This window comes from Paenibacillus sp. PDC88, assembly GCF_900106725.1.
Taxonomy (GTDB): domain Bacteria; phylum Bacillota; class Bacilli; order Paenibacillales; family Paenibacillaceae; genus Paenibacillus; species Paenibacillus shunpengii.
The window spans coordinates 552,530-567,696 of the sequence record NZ_FNNT01000002.1 but is presented as its reverse complement, the minus strand read 5'-3'; the positions used below and the strand labels follow the sequence as shown (position 1 = coordinate 567,696).

12 protein-coding genes and 1 other annotated feature are annotated in these 15,167 nt (G+C 42.9%); of the genes, 3 read left to right on the top strand and 9 right to left on the bottom strand.

The annotated features are described in order from the left end of the window. Nucleotides 1-16: 16 nt before the first annotated feature. Nucleotides 17-3,979 (bottom strand): S8 family serine peptidase, encoded by a 3,963-nt coding sequence (locus BLW49_RS09180; protein WP_090724195.1) that lies wholly within the window; start codon nucleotides 3,977-3,979, stop codon nucleotides 17-19. A 778-nt stretch (nucleotides 3,980-4,757) separates the two neighbouring features. On the opposite strand from BLW49_RS09180, the gene BLW49_RS28760 reads away from it, so the two are divergent. Together BLW49_RS28760 and BLW49_RS28515 are read left to right on the top strand one after the other, a co-directional pair. Further along, nucleotides 4,758-4,901, top strand: coding sequence for a hypothetical protein (locus tag BLW49_RS28760; RefSeq protein ID WP_177178688.1), 144 nt, complete (start codon nucleotides 4,758-4,760; stop codon nucleotides 4,899-4,901). 47 nt (nucleotides 4,902-4,948) lie between these two features. Next, a complete protein-coding gene (locus BLW49_RS28515) occupies nucleotides 4,949-5,080 on the top strand; it encodes a sporulation protein YjcZ (RefSeq protein WP_143042098.1) in 132 nt (43 codons plus the stop codon). A 74-nt stretch (nucleotides 5,081-5,154) separates the two neighbouring features. Here the strand turns inward: BLW49_RS28515 and BLW49_RS09175 are convergent, their stop codons facing one another. From BLW49_RS09175 to BLW49_RS09140, 8 genes are all read right to left on the bottom strand, one after another. After that, nucleotides 5,155-5,913, bottom strand: a complete 759-nt coding sequence (locus BLW49_RS09175; RefSeq protein WP_076313581.1) for an SDR family NAD(P)-dependent oxidoreductase — start codon at nucleotides 5,911-5,913, stop codon at nucleotides 5,155-5,157. A 36-nt stretch (nucleotides 5,914-5,949) separates the two neighbouring features. After that, complete coding sequence (locus tag BLW49_RS09170; RefSeq protein WP_090724532.1) at nucleotides 5,950-6,903, bottom strand: transketolase family protein; 954 nt, start codon at nucleotides 6,901-6,903, stop codon at nucleotides 5,950-5,952. Further along, nucleotides 6,903-7,736 (bottom strand): transketolase, encoded by an 834-nt coding sequence (locus BLW49_RS09165; protein WP_076313579.1) that lies wholly within the window; start codon nucleotides 7,734-7,736, stop codon nucleotides 6,903-6,905. The genes BLW49_RS09170 and BLW49_RS09165 overlap by 1 nt, the downstream gene beginning before the upstream one ends. Before the next feature lie 166 nt (nucleotides 7,737-7,902). Then, the gene (locus tag BLW49_RS09160) at nucleotides 7,903-9,246 is read right to left on the bottom strand and encodes an MFS transporter (RefSeq protein ID WP_076313578.1); all 1,344 of its coding nucleotides are present in this window, start codon (nucleotides 9,244-9,246) and stop codon (nucleotides 7,903-7,905) included. A 307-nt stretch (nucleotides 9,247-9,553) separates the two neighbouring features. After that, nucleotides 9,554-10,294 (bottom strand): FadR/GntR family transcriptional regulator, encoded by a 741-nt coding sequence (locus BLW49_RS09155; RefSeq protein ID WP_076313577.1) that lies wholly within the window; start codon nucleotides 10,292-10,294, stop codon nucleotides 9,554-9,556. A 205-nt stretch (nucleotides 10,295-10,499) separates the two neighbouring features. After that, nucleotides 10,500-12,164, bottom strand: a complete 1,665-nt coding sequence (gene leuA / locus BLW49_RS09150; RefSeq protein ID WP_076313576.1) for a 2-isopropylmalate synthase — start codon at nucleotides 12,162-12,164, stop codon at nucleotides 10,500-10,502. Between the two features lie 72 nt (nucleotides 12,165-12,236). Further along, nucleotides 12,237-12,494: a binding site (T-box leader), on the bottom strand. Between the two features lie 148 nt (nucleotides 12,495-12,642). Beyond that, nucleotides 12,643-13,131 (bottom strand): tetratricopeptide repeat protein, encoded by a 489-nt coding sequence (locus BLW49_RS09145; protein WP_090724193.1) that lies wholly within the window; start codon nucleotides 13,129-13,131, stop codon nucleotides 12,643-12,645. A 39-nt stretch (nucleotides 13,132-13,170) separates the two neighbouring features. Next, entirely contained in the window at nucleotides 13,171-14,088 is a 918-nt protein-coding gene (locus BLW49_RS09140; protein ID WP_090724192.1) for a TIM barrel protein, read from the bottom strand. A gap of 209 nt (nucleotides 14,089-14,297) precedes the next feature. Between BLW49_RS09140 and BLW49_RS09135 the strand changes: the two genes are divergently transcribed. After that, the gene (locus BLW49_RS09135; RefSeq protein ID WP_090724190.1) at nucleotides 14,298-14,849 is read left to right on the top strand and encodes a dihydrofolate reductase family protein; all 552 of its coding nucleotides are present in this window, start codon (nucleotides 14,298-14,300) and stop codon (nucleotides 14,847-14,849) included. Nucleotides 14,850-15,167 lie beyond the last annotated feature (318 nt).

Genomic DNA, 15,167 nt, shown 5'->3' with positions numbered 1-15,167 from the left:
TGCTAGGATCAAATAATTACAGCTCGTAGTTGCCGATGATGTATGAGATGTCCAGCAGGTCTACTGCACTGTCACGATTGATATCCGCTGCAGAGGCTTTAGCATTTGGCCAAGCGGAACCTTTCGTTTTGCCGAACTCTTTGGCTGTCAGCTGCAGATCCACGAGATTCACTGCACCGTCATTATTAACGTCACCTGCTGTCAGCGGTCCAAAGTTCAACGTTTCACTGCCGTCTACGGTTACGCCTGCTGTTTCTGTAATGTGACCTGGAACAACAACGCGAACGGTGTAAGTTCCTTCAGGAACCTCAATCGTGTAAGTACCATCCGCACGAACCGTACCCACACCTGCTACTGAACCGTTGCTACCAACCGCTTCAACGACAACCTTGTGTACTCCATCTGCACCTTGGTACCAAGTCTCGCTATAGTCAACACTGTCAGCGAAGGCTTCCGCATCAATGCTGCCTGTAATGGAGTATCGACCAGGTGAAGGATCACTAGTTACCGTGACTGACGCTCCGGTTACATCACCCACTGCAATATCTGCAGAAGTACTGTTCAGTGCACGAATATTTGATAACTCGAAATCATACTCGCCTTCACTTGAGCCAGCGAAGTTAAATGATGCGAGTGCACCATCTCCGATGTAACCGGACTCCAGTCCAACCAGCGTAATGACATAGTCTGTTTTCGCTAATCCATTACCGAGTGCCGTTGTTTCTTCATAAACGTATGGAGTTACACCTGGATTCTGCTCTTCCTGATAAGTTGCGAGAACCACGCTTGGTGCTGTTGTACCTTTTACTAGATCTTCATCATACGTCAAGCTGAACTGAGCGGAATAGAGATCCTCCACTTCGGAGAAATCGATATCCAGATTGAAGGATTCATTGACACCAACTTCATCGGCGGAAGGTTCAACCGTTAAGGAGATTTCACCTGGAGTTGGTTCTCCGGGTTCTTCACCGTCACTCTCATATTCGACAATATAAGAAGGGGTTAAGAATCCGTTACCCGCAAGATCATACACATACACTTCAAATTCATTCTGACCTTCTACGATGGGCACTTCGACTTCAAATTTACCATTTCCAGAGATCGTGCCTTCGACATATTCCCATTCACCGTCCACAACATAACCTGCTTCGACCACGATGCCCGAGTAACTCCCTAGCGCGTCGATCATCAGATCTTCTCCAATTTGCCCAGAGATCGTGCCGATATTTCCTTCAACTGTAATTTGAGGATCGCTAAGTGTGGAAGTTGGAGCCTCAACATCTAAAATAAATGGGTATGCGTGTTCGAACAAACCTACGAGTTCACCATTCAGTTCAATCCATGGAACCACAGCGTAGACACCCTGTTCAAGCTCAGAATCTTCCGTTTCCAGATCATAATCACTTACGGTCCCATCCCAATTCTCAACAACATATTCACCGGATCTGATTTCATCTTCGACCTCATCAATTACACCAACCCAATCACCAGTATAAAGATCATATACATCAAGTGATATATAGTTCGTGTCTATGCTGGCATAATAATAGACATCCGTCACATCGCTGACAAAGTCTCCGTTTGGCGAGAAGTACTGCGGATCGAGTTCTGTAATTACCTCAGGATTCTTCACCGGCTCTCCTACATAGACGTTTACTGGGATTTGAAGCTGGTGACCGCCGGCTTCTGTCAAAATAATCTCCCCGTCATAATTGCCTTCTGGAACTTCAGCATTCATTGCAATGCTCACGTCAAAAGAGGATTCACCGTTCGCAGGAACGGAGATTGAATTCTCACTTACAGTAAGTGTTCCTGGCTCTGCTCCATACCATTGTGTTGATACACTGTAGGAAGAAGACTCACCGATCACATCACTTACATCAACGGTTCTGGAGGATTCAGCACCTTCACCAAGCACCCCAAAGCTAAGAAGACCGGTTTCATATGGTGTTTCCTCTCTCGATTCTACGGCTGTCGTCGTCTCCTGAACCAGCGCTACTGCTTTGGCTTCAAGCGTACTTTCAAGATCAATACGACCCGCCCCTTGTTCATTATGCTTGTGTCTATTGCCGTACAGGTCATTAATCTTCAATGCGTTATTCGTCATGAGTCCTTTGATTTCATAATGACTTAAAGACTCGTCCTTATCGAGCAGTAGTGCAGCAGCCCCGGCAATATGTGGTGCGGCCATGCTTGTCCCTTGAAAATCTGCATAAGCATCTGTGTAATCACCACCATAAGCAGGTACAGAGGATCTTATTGCGATTCCTGGTGCCGAAATATCCGGCTTAACTATATAGTTTGGCAAACTTGGACCTCTGGAACTGAAATCTCCGATATAATCCTGTTTCATTTCTGTATTTAATGTAATGGTATAACCAGGTGCTGCTTCGATTTTTGATTTAAGCGCTTCTCCATCTTCAAGTGAGAGGCTTAACGTAGGAATGTAGTCACCCGGAGCACCTAAGGTTCCTCCAAAGTTTCTTGGCTCATTGTTATACACGAGTGCAGCTACAGCCCCAGCAGCCTGAGCATTTACAGACTTCTCCGTGAAGGATATGCCGCCTCTTTGAATGAGTGCAACTTTTCCTGTTAAATCCTTATCCTCAAAGTCGCCTGTCGTGCCCAGACCTGCATATACCACCTCAAGTGCTTGTCCTTCTAAAGGAGTAATGTCGGGAGAGAAAGTCATGAGACTTCCGAAAGATTTAATCAATCCTTCTCCAGTCACTGTAGGTAGATTTAACACCGGTGCAGAAGCACCTACTGAAATGGGTATTTCAGCTGAACCTGGTGAACCCAGTGTATATCCATCCGGACCATCGTTACCGTTAGCAACAACTGCGACAACTCCCGAGAGAGCTGCATTATTTAAGGCTACAGAAGCAGGATCAATCTCATTGTTGATGCTGCTGCCTAGAGATAGGTTAATGACATCCATATCATCTAATACCGATTGTTCTATTGCTTCGATAACGCCTGATGTTGGACCTGATCCACCTGGACCCAGTACTCGGTAAGCATACAGATCTGCTCCGTAAGCTACCCCTTTAACCCAACCGGTATCTCCTTCAGGGTCTAATGGATTGCCTCGACCCGCAATCGTACCGGCTACATGGGTACCATGATCGGTCTGGGCATCTGGATCTCTTGGATCTGGTGGTGTTTCATAGGGATCGTCATCATTATCGATGAAGTCATAGCCACCTTTGTATGCATCTCGAAGAGACGGATGGTCATAATCAATTCCTGTATCAAGTACACCCACTTTAATCCCGGTGCCATCGTATCCGATATCCCAGAATTGCTGAGAACCTATCATTGGAGCACTGTCGTCCATATTCGGTGTCATGCTGTCCAGTGGTGTTGCAAACATCTCCGAATCTGGATAGACCGCTTTAACGCCAGGTAATGTCAGCAGAGACTCTACTTGATCCGCTCTTATGTCGACTGCATACCCATTGAATACGACGGAGTAGTCTGTCTTGATGGTTGCATTAAGTCGTTTGGCTGCCGAAGCAAAAGATTGCTGTTCCTTCTTAATCAGACTACGCTGGTCGCTTCTTGAGGAGCTTAAGCCTTGAGTTACCTTGGATTCGTGAAGGGCTACGGGGTCTTGGGATAGTTCTACAATTACACTGATTGTACTGGTGCTGTCGGATTCAGGAACAAAATTTTGAGGTGCACTCTGAGAGGATGAAAGACCGGATAGTTCACTGTTCGGTACCGGTTTTGATCTAGGAGTGGAATTCGTACTGCCGCCCGAACGTTCCATTGCTTCTAGCTTCTGATTATAGTTTAATGATTTACCTTCAATACTAGATAATAAATTACTCTCGTCTACATTAAATATGGAAGGATCAAACTTCCTATTCGTTGCTTCTGCTCCGGAGACTACTGCGGGAAATACTGTGGAAAGGAATAACGTGGAGACAACCGATAATGACATCAATCTGCGTCGAATGGGCTTAGACTGCATACTACTCCTCCTATACGATTCAATGTAAGCTAAGTTTCTGCAATACTCTATCAATCTTCATGTCTTCTCCTCATCGCATGTCTCCTTTTTCGATAAACTTCTACTTATGTAGCTTGAAGTAACGCGGTTCGTTCTTCGAAAACTATTTTAATTCAACACGCTTAAAAACATTGTAGAATTTCCTGATATGCCTTATATGATGGTAGAATTGTTGTCAAACACCTTGTTTTTACATAAAACTCGAGCTATTTTCGCATAAAATCGAACATAGCAAACTGCTTAGGTGAAGTTATTTGACATCCATTCTAATCAACCATTGGTTGAATGCTGTATAATGGATAGATTTTTTGTCAGATCGACTCAGAATCTCGGAATCTAAAATAGAAAAACAGGAAATTAGCGCTACATTTTGTATCGAGCTAATGAAAGATTTAGTCGAAATGTACTAGGATAAATGCAGCTGTATATTACAACTAGAACATAAAAAAGCCCATATCCTCCTGATTCCAGGATAAATATGGGCTTCACTCACAATTCTTAAGTATTTAGAATGTAGAATTCGAGCTGCAGCAGCTACTGCAATATATTCCACACTGCCTTCAGCATGCTCTTCATTTCCTTCCGTGTAGACATACCCAAGGAGTTCTTCTTGAATATATAATTCATTTTATTGCAAAAACGAAACGATGGAATGTAATTCGACAATTCCACATTCGTCTAGATCAATTCCATTTTTCTGTCATACCCTATCTTATCTTCGGTTAAAGGAGGAATTGAGATGAGCGGAGTTGTTGAATCTTACAGCGGTTACGGTATGGGTGGTTACGGCGGTGGGAATAAGGTCGGCGCTATTTTAGTACTCTTTATTCTCTTGGTTATCATTGCTGCATCCTTTGGTAAAGGCTATTTTGGTGGTTACTAATAATCCAGCATAGAATTTTCTTAACCTGATATAAAGGAGGAATTGCTGTGAGCGGTTTAGTTGGAGGCTTTGGGTACGGCCATGGCGGCGATAACACAATCGGAGCTGTTCTTGTACTGTTTATTCTCTTGGTTATCATTTCCGCATCCTTTAAATGGGGCGGATTTGGAGGTTACTAATAGACTGAGCAAAAAAGAGGTATTCCATATAAGGAATGCCTCTTTTTTGTGCTTGTTGTATCATGATGAATAAATTAATCCATATGAGATCCGCCGTTAATATCAATCTCCTCACCCGTAATGTAAGCTGCTTCTTTGGAAGCTAAGAAAGCAATTGCTGCTGCAATTTCCTCCGTTTCTCCCGGTCGACCAGCTGGAATTCCGGCGATTACAGCCTCTGCAGCAGACGCTTCCATCGACTTCCAAATATCCGTATTCACTAGGCCTGGAGCGACACAATTGACCGTAATACCGTCGCTTGCCACCTCACGGGCTAAATTTTTGGAGAATCCGAGTACGGCTGCCTTGGATGCGGAGTAATGAGCTCCTCCAAAGACCCCGCCTCCTCGTTTCGCGGACACGGACGACAAGCTGATAATCCGTCCATATTTCTGTTTTCTCATTGGTTCGAGTACAGCCTGTGAGCATAGGAATAATCCGAACATATTTACGTTAAAGACACGTGACATATCTGCCAGACTCATTTCTTCGACAGTTACCTTCTGCGATATGCCTGCATTATTCACAAGAATATCAATTCGTCCGTAAACTTCCATCACTTTATTCATCATCGCTTTTACAGAATCTTCACTGGTAACATTCAGCTCAACACCCAATGCTTCTCCACCTGCAGCTTGAATGGCCCGAACGGTATCCTGAACTCCATTCATATCAAGGTCAGCCACAACGACTGCTGCTCCCTGCTTTGCAAGGGTCATTGCAATAGTACGCCCAATCCCTCTTATAGATCCGCTTCCTGTAACAACAGCTGTCTGGTTCGTTAATTCAAACATGATGTAAACACTCCTGTACCTGTAATTTTGATTTCGTCATTTCAACATTGATTTAGCCGTAGATACAATGTTCTGCACGGTAATACCGTTCAACTCCAGCAGTTTCTCGTAAGGGGCAGATTCACCGAAGCGATCCTGTACACCAATCCGTCTGACAATGGCTCCGCCTTCTTCTGCGACCACCTCACTCACTGCACTGCCAAGTCCATTCAAGATGTTGTGATCCTCCACAGTAATGATTCTTCCGATAGACAAGCAATCGACCACGGCTTCCCGATCGAGCGGTTTAAGGGTATGCATATCAAGCAGCTTTACAGAAATACCTTCCTTCTCCAGATCTTCTGCTGCTTCCATAGCTAGATGGACAGTATCTCCGTTGGCAATAATGGCTACATCTGTGCCATTCTTCAGCTGCTTGGCTTTTCCGATCTCAAATTTTTCATTTTCATCATATATGACGGGAATGGTATCCCGTGTAAAACGCAGATAGACAGGACCATCATGCTCCGCTGCAGCGGCAACCAGCTTACGAGTGGAATAATAATCCGCTCCCATAATAACTGTCATATTAGGTATAGTACGCAGGACCCCCATATCCTCAATCGCCTGATGACTGCCTCCGTCATTTGCAGGGGTAAGTCCACCATGGGAGCAGGCGATTTTCACATTAAGATTCGGATAGCACACCTCCTGCCTGACTTGTTCAGCCATACGCAGTGACCCAAATACCGCATAAGTGCTAATAAAAGGAATCTTCCCTGTTGTTGCGAGACCTGCTGCAAGGCCTGCTGCATTCTGCTCAGCAATACCGACATTGATGTGCTGATTTGGCAGCTTAGCTGCAAAATCTGTCGTTTTACATGATTTGCCAATATCTATATCGACAACATAAATATTTTTGTTCTGCAAGCCCAATTCAACGATTTCGTGACCAAAGGCGTCTCTCGTCGCTATTTTCTTATTTTGCGTGTTTGTTTTGGATGTGTTCATCATTTCAAACCTCCCGCAATTTCTTTCATAGCATCTAAATATTCAGCTTCTTTTGGAGCAGCTCCATGCCAGCCGCAAACATTTTCCATAAATGAAACTCCTCTGCCTTTTACCGTGTTGCAAACGATGCATTTAGGTTTACCATTCTGCTTGTCTCGGATTTCATCCAAGGTGCTCACAATCTGCTCCATATCGTGGCCGTCAATTCGTTTAGTCTCAAAACCGAACGCTTGGAATTTCAGCTCTAGATCAAGGTTTGGCATAATTTCATCGCAGGTGCCGTCAATCTGCAGATTATTATCGTCAACGAAGACAATCAGATTGTCTAATTGATACTTGTTGGCCGTTTGTGCGGCTTCCCAGATCTGTCCTTCTTGACACTCTCCATCACCCAGCATCGCAAATACCCTGTAATCTTTTTCGTCCCGTTTACCTGCAATCGCCATACCGACTGCACAGGATAACCCTTGGCCTAGCGAACCGGTAGAAATATCGATGCCCGGGCATTTTTTCATATCCGGATGACCTTGAAATGGAGAACCGTATTTACGTAACGTATGGACATGCTCAAAAGGTACATAGCCTCTATGCAGCAGGGCCGCATATTGGATTGGGCATACATGTCCTTTGGACAAAACGAACCGGTCCCGATCCTCCCATTTCGGGTTTGCAGGATCAATATTCATTTCCTTAAAATATAGAGCTGCGATAATGTCGGCTGCCGAAAAAGATCCCCCGGGATGTCCGGACTGTGCTTCGTAAATCATGGTCAGAGCAGTTTGCCGTAATTCAACAGCCATGTTCTTTAATTGTTCAATACTCGGTTGCTGCATGAATGATCACCTCATGTTTTAGTGAAATGAAAAATATAGACTTCGCATTTGTAATTTTGTCTACTTGTCTCCTAAGTTACTTTAAATAAAAACGAGTATAGAAGTAAATCTGCTTATTTATACTCGCTTATTTCTAATTTGGTTGTTAATCTGCACTTGAATAGAATCATACTAAAGTATCACTCGTATTTTTTATTGGAGCCTGACTCTCGGCAGTGTTGTTCTTGCCGGATTGCTTCACAAGAGTAACGACAATAACGGCACTTACAATCATACTAATTCCCAGAATAATCATTCCCATATTATGTGTTCCGGTAAGGTCATTGATGAACCCTACAAAATAGGGACCGAAGAAGCCTCCAAGATTACCGATACTATTAATGAAAGCGATCGCTCCACCTGCTGCAGCCCCTGTCAAGAAGGACGGCGGAATAGCCCAGAACGGAGAATAGGCTCCAAAAGCTCCGCACAAACTGATCGTCAACAAAATGAATGCGCCTACAATACTGTATTCAGCAATAAACACACTAAGGATCATCGCAATAGCACTTATGATAAGACATCCTGCTACATGCAGCCTGCGTTCATTGGTTTTATCTGAGCTTCTACCTACGAAAAACATGACAACCATGGCGAACAGATACATGGCTCCAAGCACCCATCCCATATTTTGCAAAGACAACCCTGTCGTCTGTGTTAATCCTTGAGAGATCGTCGGCAGGAACATATTTATTCCGTAGTAACCGAACATCCAAAAAAAGTATCCAAATGACAATATAATGACGTCACGGTCTTTGATTGCTTGCCAGAACGTATAGTTTTTCACCTTTTGCTTCGCTTGCGCTTCCTTCGTCGTTACGTCGATAAGCCACGTTTTCTCTTCATTCGTCAACCATTTCGCGTCCTCAATCCGATCTGTCAGATAGAAGTAGCAGATAATACCTAGCAGAATTGCTGGAATCGCTTCCAAAATAAATAGCCATTGCCAACCAGAAAGTCCTAACCAATCAATCTGGAGTAAAAATGTAGAGAGTGGTGATCCGATCGCATTCGCTGCGGGAATGGCAATCATGAAGCCAGCAATTGCCTTGGCATGATGCTTGGATTGATAAAATCCACTCAGATAATGAACCATGCAGGGGTAAAAGCTTGCCTCTGCTACCCCAAGCAGGAATCGAACGATATAAAATTGCACCGGAGTTTGGACAAAAGCCATAATGATCGCAATGAGTCCCCACGATATCATAATGCGGCTGATCCAGCGTCTTGCTCCGATTTTGGTCATCATCGCACTGCCCGGTACTTCTAGCAGAAAATAACCTACAAAAAAGATGCCGGCTCCAAAGCCATATACCGCATCCGAGAAGCCTAAATCCTCATTCATACGAAGTGCAGCAAATCCAATATTTACCCGGTCAAGGATGGATATTGTAAAGCATAGAAACAAAAACGGAATTAATCGAAGCGTAACCTTGCGGGTCGTTGATTTCTCTAGCTGCTGAATATCCATAACAAATTCCCCCATAAAGGTGTAATAATCATGCTATCTAGGTTGACCTGCGGTGGCGAACCCGCTAAATTAACCGCTTACAAAAACTAAAAAAATAAATTTCCTCTCTCCCTTCTTCCATGAACATTATACAAGTTTTTGTAAATTGATCTACTTGTTAACTTGTATCCTAAGTGTTTTGCATCCCTAGTATAAAACTCGCTTAATAAATATGTCAACACTTTATTCACGACTTGTTCAATAATAGGATCTTTTTCATAGAAAAATCCTCCGTTCATCCCTTCTTTGAACAGAGGATTGATTCATGCTATTCATGTTTCCAATAGCGGTCATATAGGTTTTGCATATGCGAAGTCATAAGCTTCTCCGCCCGATCTCCATCATGCTGCTCAATGGCTGAAATAATTTCTTTATGTTCTTGGAAATTCGTGTCTCTATAATCCGGACGGGTAACCGTGCGATCACGGATAAACTTCCACATTTCCTGCTGTTTCATGGCCTCCACTATAGCGGTTACAAACTGAAGAAACAGGTCGTTATGAGAAGCTTTAGCGATTTCGGTATGCAGTCTTTCATCCGTCTCTGGCACATATTCCCCTTGGGCTGTCTCTAATTCCATCTGCGCCACGGTCATGCGAAGAGCTTCAATCTCTTCCTTCGATGCTCTTAGTGCAGCATATTTGGCAATCAATGGTTCGATATTCATTCTCGCCTCAACAATATCCTCTGGTGCAATAGATTCAAGCATAAAAGACGTTTCAGAGGAAGCTGATTCTGAAGGACTCTGAGTACTCTTTACATAAACACCTTCTCCTTGACGTGAATAAATATAACCGTTCATTTCCAAAGCGCTCAATGCTTGTCTAATCGGCGCACGACTTACACCAAACTGAGCACAGAGTTCTCGTTCTGTTGGCAATTTGTCACCTATATCAAATGTTCCTGACTGTATTTGAGACAAGATTTGATCATAGATTTGTATATACAGCTTGCTGCTAGTCACTCGGTTGAATTGAATACAGATCACATCCCTTCTGCTTGATTTCATATTCTATTAGTTATTATTCAATATGTATTATATTATAGCAGTAACTTGTAAGACAACATAATGAGTATTTAGTATAAAAACAAATATTCCCCTTCCGCTAAGGTTGGAGTATGCTCATCACCATTGAATTGTTGTGATGGCTTATTCACCCAGTTTTTTGGAAGGGGATTTAATCAAACGATATATGACCTTGTAAATGAAATAGTTACTGCTTCTGGTTCATTTTATTCACCGCGCTAAACAAAGCCTTGACAGAGGATTTGGCGATATCGGCGTCAACGCCGCAGCCCCAGAATACGGTTCCATTACTGGATGTAATACCGATGTAAGAAACAGCCTGTGATTTGGAGCCCGTCTCAAGTGCATGCTCGCGGTATACCAGGTCCTTATATTCTAGTCCACAATGATTCTGAAGCGCATTACTGATGGCATCCAGTCTTCCGTTACCGTTACCTGTAATTTGTTTTAATTCTCCACCCGTTTGAATCGTTACAATTGTATGGAAGTCCTCATCATCCGGGAACTGGTATTTCACAAATTCGACCGGTACTGAAATGTTTACATATTCCTGCATGAAGATATCGTAAATTTCGTTTGGCATCAGCTCTTTTTGTGTACGGTCTGACACATTCTTGACGACATAACCAAAGTCTTCGCGCATCTTCGGCGGAAGATCAAGGCCATATTTCTGTTGTAAAATGAACCCGATACCGCCCTTGCCGGATTGACTATTGATACGAATAATGTCACCTTCATATTCACGGCCGATATCAATCGGATCAATCAGCAGATAAGGAACGGACCAGTGGGTACGCTGCTCCTCTTCACGCCATTTCATCCCTTTGGCGATCGCATCCTGATGTGAGCCTGAGAAGGCCGTAAATACAAGTTCCCCGCCATATGGATGTCTCTCATCCACATTCATTTTCGTCAGGCGTTCATATACCGAGATGATCTGAGGAATATTGGTAAGATCTAGCTGAGGATCTACTCCGTGAGAATACATATTCAGTGCTAGAGTGACGATATCTACATTCCCTGTACGTTCTCCATTACCAAATAAGGTTCCTTCTACCCGCTGTGCACCTGCCAGCATCGCCAGCTCCGCATCTGCAACACCGGTTCCTCTATCATTGTGCGGATGGACCGACAAGATTACATGCTCCCGATGGCTTAAGTGTTCACTCATATATTCGATCTGGCTCGCATAAATGTGAGGCATGGACATCGATACGGTAGCAGGCAGATTAATAATCACCTGATTGTCTGCTGTAGGCTGCCATACATCGAGTACACTGTTGCAGATATCAAGAGCAAATTCTATCTCCGTACCGGTAAAGCTCTCAGGCGAATATTGGAACTTAAAATTCCCTTCTGTATCCTGGGCACACTGCTTCAACAGCTTTGCTCCGGATACCGCAATATCAATAATTTCTTTCTTGGATTTGCGGAACACCTGCTCACGCTGAGCAAGGCTTGTGGAGTTATACAGATGGACGACCGCACTTTTGGCTCCTCTAAGGGATTCAAAGGTCTTGCGAATAATATGCTCTCTGGATTGGGTAAGTACTTGAATCGTTACATCATCTGGAATAAGGTTCTGCTCAATTAAGGTTCTAAGAAAAGCAAATTCTGTCTCGGATGCAGCTGGAAAGCCGACCTCAATCTCTTTGAATCCAATGTCCACAAGGAGATTAAAATACTCCAGCTTCTCTTCAAGGTTCATAGGCACCACGAGCGCCTGGTTTCCATCTCTAAGATCGACACTACACCAGGTCGGTGCTTCGGAAATATATTCTTTTTTTGCCCAGTTCATGCTTGTCTTCGGGGGCATAAAATAACCTCTTGCATATTTCTCCACATTTTTCATCGTAACGACCACCCTTTTCCCAATAGTATGTACATCTGATTTATGGATGCAAAAAAAGCCTTCCATCTCTTCATAAGAGACGAAAGACTTTACATCTTACGTGGTACCACTCTAATTCATACCATAAGGTATGCACTCAGGCAGATACAGGTCCAGTTGCAATGAACTTATATCCCCTAATTGATAACGGTTAGGACTCCGGCTCCACCTACTCCAGTTCAGCGAGCTACTTCAAGGCGAGTTCCAACATTCCTATGCGGCTGTTTTGCACCGGACAACAGCTCTCTGATCGCTTGGAATTGATGTACTATTCCTCTTCATCGTATTTAAATATTGATGTCATTTTATACTACAAAATTGAAGTTAGCAAGTGAAATCACGAAAAAACTTACAAGTTCCGTAAAATAAATGACATCGAAGTTTTGAAAATTCGAGAGCTGAATACTTAACGTTTCTTCAACGAAAGGACATTTTCTAGTTAATCCCAGCGCTGATCCAGCTTATCCGCATAGAAGGCAATGGCCTGTCTGTAGCTCTGAACTCCGGAATGATTAGAATTTTCAGCAATTTCCTTCAGCAGCAGCCTCATGGCGGATGCATATTCTTTGAGATTATACTGAACCATTGCAAGAAAGACTCTAAACTCTCTATGATTCGGGAATTCTTCTATACCTTGCCTTAATATGTTCTCGGCAGCTTCATACTGACCCAAGCTTCGATATGTACTGCCCAGTCCCAACAAAGCTCCTGATCTATCTTCTCCCTGTATCCCCATGGAGATGGCCTCCAAATAATAAGGAACAGCTTCCTTCTCAAGTCCTAATGAATCGTAAGTCCAAGCAATCTGATAGCTTATTTGCGCCGATTGGTCATTTTCAATTGTATTTTTAATATGAAGTAGTCTTTCCAGCGCTTCTTCCTTGTTTCCTTCATTTCTTAATTTAATGGCTTCCTCTATTAGATTCATAATGAATACTCCTTCTCGCAGCATGCTTGCAGTTATATCTTAACAAGCTGTTTTTTCCCTGTTCATGAGTCCATCTACCCACTCATAGCATTCCGCAAGCTCAGCATCCGTGATACGATCAGATTGGTGCTCGAATAGTATAAGGACATCCGAATTCAGCTCCCGAATGGCGATTAGATAATCCTCGATCGGTGCCCAGCCATCAATAGGAGATAAACTCGGAAGCACCGGATGATGCCTTAGAACCGCGTTATCTGTGTAACGGGCATTGGATAAATGAATGAGCTTGGCATAGGGAGTGTACTTGCGAATTACTTTCATCGCATCAAAATCCGGATCGGTCAAGGACTGAAGAAACAATCGGGCCGTATCCAGACAGATTCGAATAGAGGGATACTTCTCCAGTAGTCGAATCAGCAGATCGGTTTCCACAATGACACTCGGTACAGCGTCAAATTCAAGAACCGGCGTAAAACCGTACTGCTCCCCATAATGGGATAATCTCTGAAATACCTCTTCACTTCTGGCTTCAAAGGATAGGTTCGAATGCTCGCTCTCCCATTCATACTCCGCTTCATTGTCAAAATACCACAGCCCCCAATCCTTCTGCGGATCCAGTCTTACCGGCTTAGGATAATGAAACAGTACATATTCTGGTGTTAATTGCTTATCACGCAAAAACTCCAGCTCTTGTTCAATGAAACGGAATGCTTCTTCTCTAGTGTTCTCATCTGATGACATAAAGAGCGCATCCCGAGAATCATGTTGCCCAGCACGAGGAGCGAAATGAAATCCATACTTGAATCCATCCTTATGGGACAAGGACAAAAGCCTATCAAAATCCTCCACAGACTCATATAAACAATTTTCAATTCCAAAAAAGTGACTCTTGAAATCTCTTTCATATTTACCGAGATCAAAACCACCATATTGTCCGATTAAAAATTGGGCAGGCATCTAACGTCTCTCCTCATACGTATAAGTGATATTTCTTTAGTACTATATCATATACAACCTCTATAGTTTGCAAAAGAAAATGAAAGGAAATATAGAGAAATATGGATATTCGGAAACGAAATAAAGTTAAAGAGATTAATAAGAAAAGGGATTGAAACCTGCTTTATAGAATTGATTTAGATAATTCATTTTCTTGGAGGGATGACTGAATGGCCGAATTGATTTATCATGTTGCAGTTTCACTAGATAACTTTATTGCGGATCAAGGTATGATCGATGGAAAGATTAATAATTCCAGCTTTTTATTTGATGGGGATCATGTCCCAGACTTTTTATCCGATATTCAACAATACGATGCCGTATTGATGGGTGGAAAAACATATGAGTTTGGATTTCAACTTGGTGCTAAGCCAGGTGAACCTGGCTATAAGGGCATAAAGCATTACATATTTTCAAACTCCATGCAGTTTGAGTCAAACGAAGAGGTCGAGCTTGTTAAAGGTGATGCAGTAGGATTTATTAAAAATCTTAAACAGCATGGGAACGGAAAAATTTGGCTATGTGGAGGTGGAGAATTAGCTGGGTCGTTGATTAAGCATAAACTCATTGATCAATTAGTGCTGAAGGTTAATCCCATTATAGTTGGTGAAGGTATTTCTCTATTTGGAAGCGTAAAGCCGCGTCTTAACTTAAAGTTAGTGGAAATGAAGCAATACTCTAGTGGAGTTATCAAATCAACCTACAATATCATTTATACTTAGGACTATTCTGGAGAACCCCGGTCTTTTTGTAAAGACTCGGGTTCTTTTTTTTCTTAAAGGGGGGTGCATCATATACAGAATTGGACCGCTATCATTTCTTCAATCCTTTCTTCATTTTCTGCGCGGTTGCTATGCAAATTCGTATTATAAATGATTTTCAAGCAAAAAAAGCTGTTTTCAAATAGTTTAACTACTTGAAAACAGCTGTATGAGTAACATCAGGTTGAGCGAATGGTTTGTTCAGTTTAACACCAATGGAACATATGTTCGATATTTGCAGCTTCGGAATTAGACAGGCGTCGCCTTGCTTTTCATATT

Coding starts and splice junctions, on each gene's coding strand:
- BLW49_RS09135 (WP_090724190.1), top strand. CDS start 14,298: ATGGCCGAATTGATTTATCATGTTGCAGTTTCACTAGATAACTTTATT.
- BLW49_RS09160 (WP_076313578.1), bottom strand. CDS start 9,246: ATGGATATTCAGCAGCTAGAGAAATCAACGACCCGCAAGGTTACGCTT.
- BLW49_RS09175 (WP_076313581.1), bottom strand. CDS start 5,913: ATGTTTGAATTAACGAACCAGACAGCTGTTGTTACAGGAAGCGGATCT.
- BLW49_RS09140 (WP_090724192.1), bottom strand. CDS start 14,088: ATGCCTGCCCAATTTTTAATCGGACAATATGGTGGTTTTGATCTCGGT.
- BLW49_RS09155 (WP_076313577.1), bottom strand. CDS start 10,294: ATGAAATCAAGCAGAAGGGATGTGATCTGTATTCAATTCAACCGAGTG.
- leuA (WP_076313576.1), bottom strand. CDS start 12,164: ATGAAAAATGTGGAGAAATATGCAAGAGGTTATTTTATGCCCCCGAAG.
- BLW49_RS09170 (WP_090724532.1), bottom strand. CDS start 6,903: ATGAACACATCCAAAACAAACACGCAAAATAAGAAAATAGCGACGAGA.
- BLW49_RS09145 (WP_090724193.1), bottom strand. CDS start 13,131: ATGAATCTAATAGAGGAAGCCATTAAATTAAGAAATGAAGGAAACAAG.
- BLW49_RS28760 (WP_177178688.1), top strand. CDS start 4,758: ATGAGCGGAGTTGTTGAATCTTACAGCGGTTACGGTATGGGTGGTTAC.
- BLW49_RS09165 (WP_076313579.1), bottom strand. CDS start 7,736: ATGCAGCAACCGAGTATTGAACAATTAAAGAACATGGCTGTTGAATTA.
- BLW49_RS09180 (WP_090724195.1), bottom strand. CDS start 3,979: ATGCAGTCTAAGCCCATTCGACGCAGATTGATGTCATTATCGGTTGTC.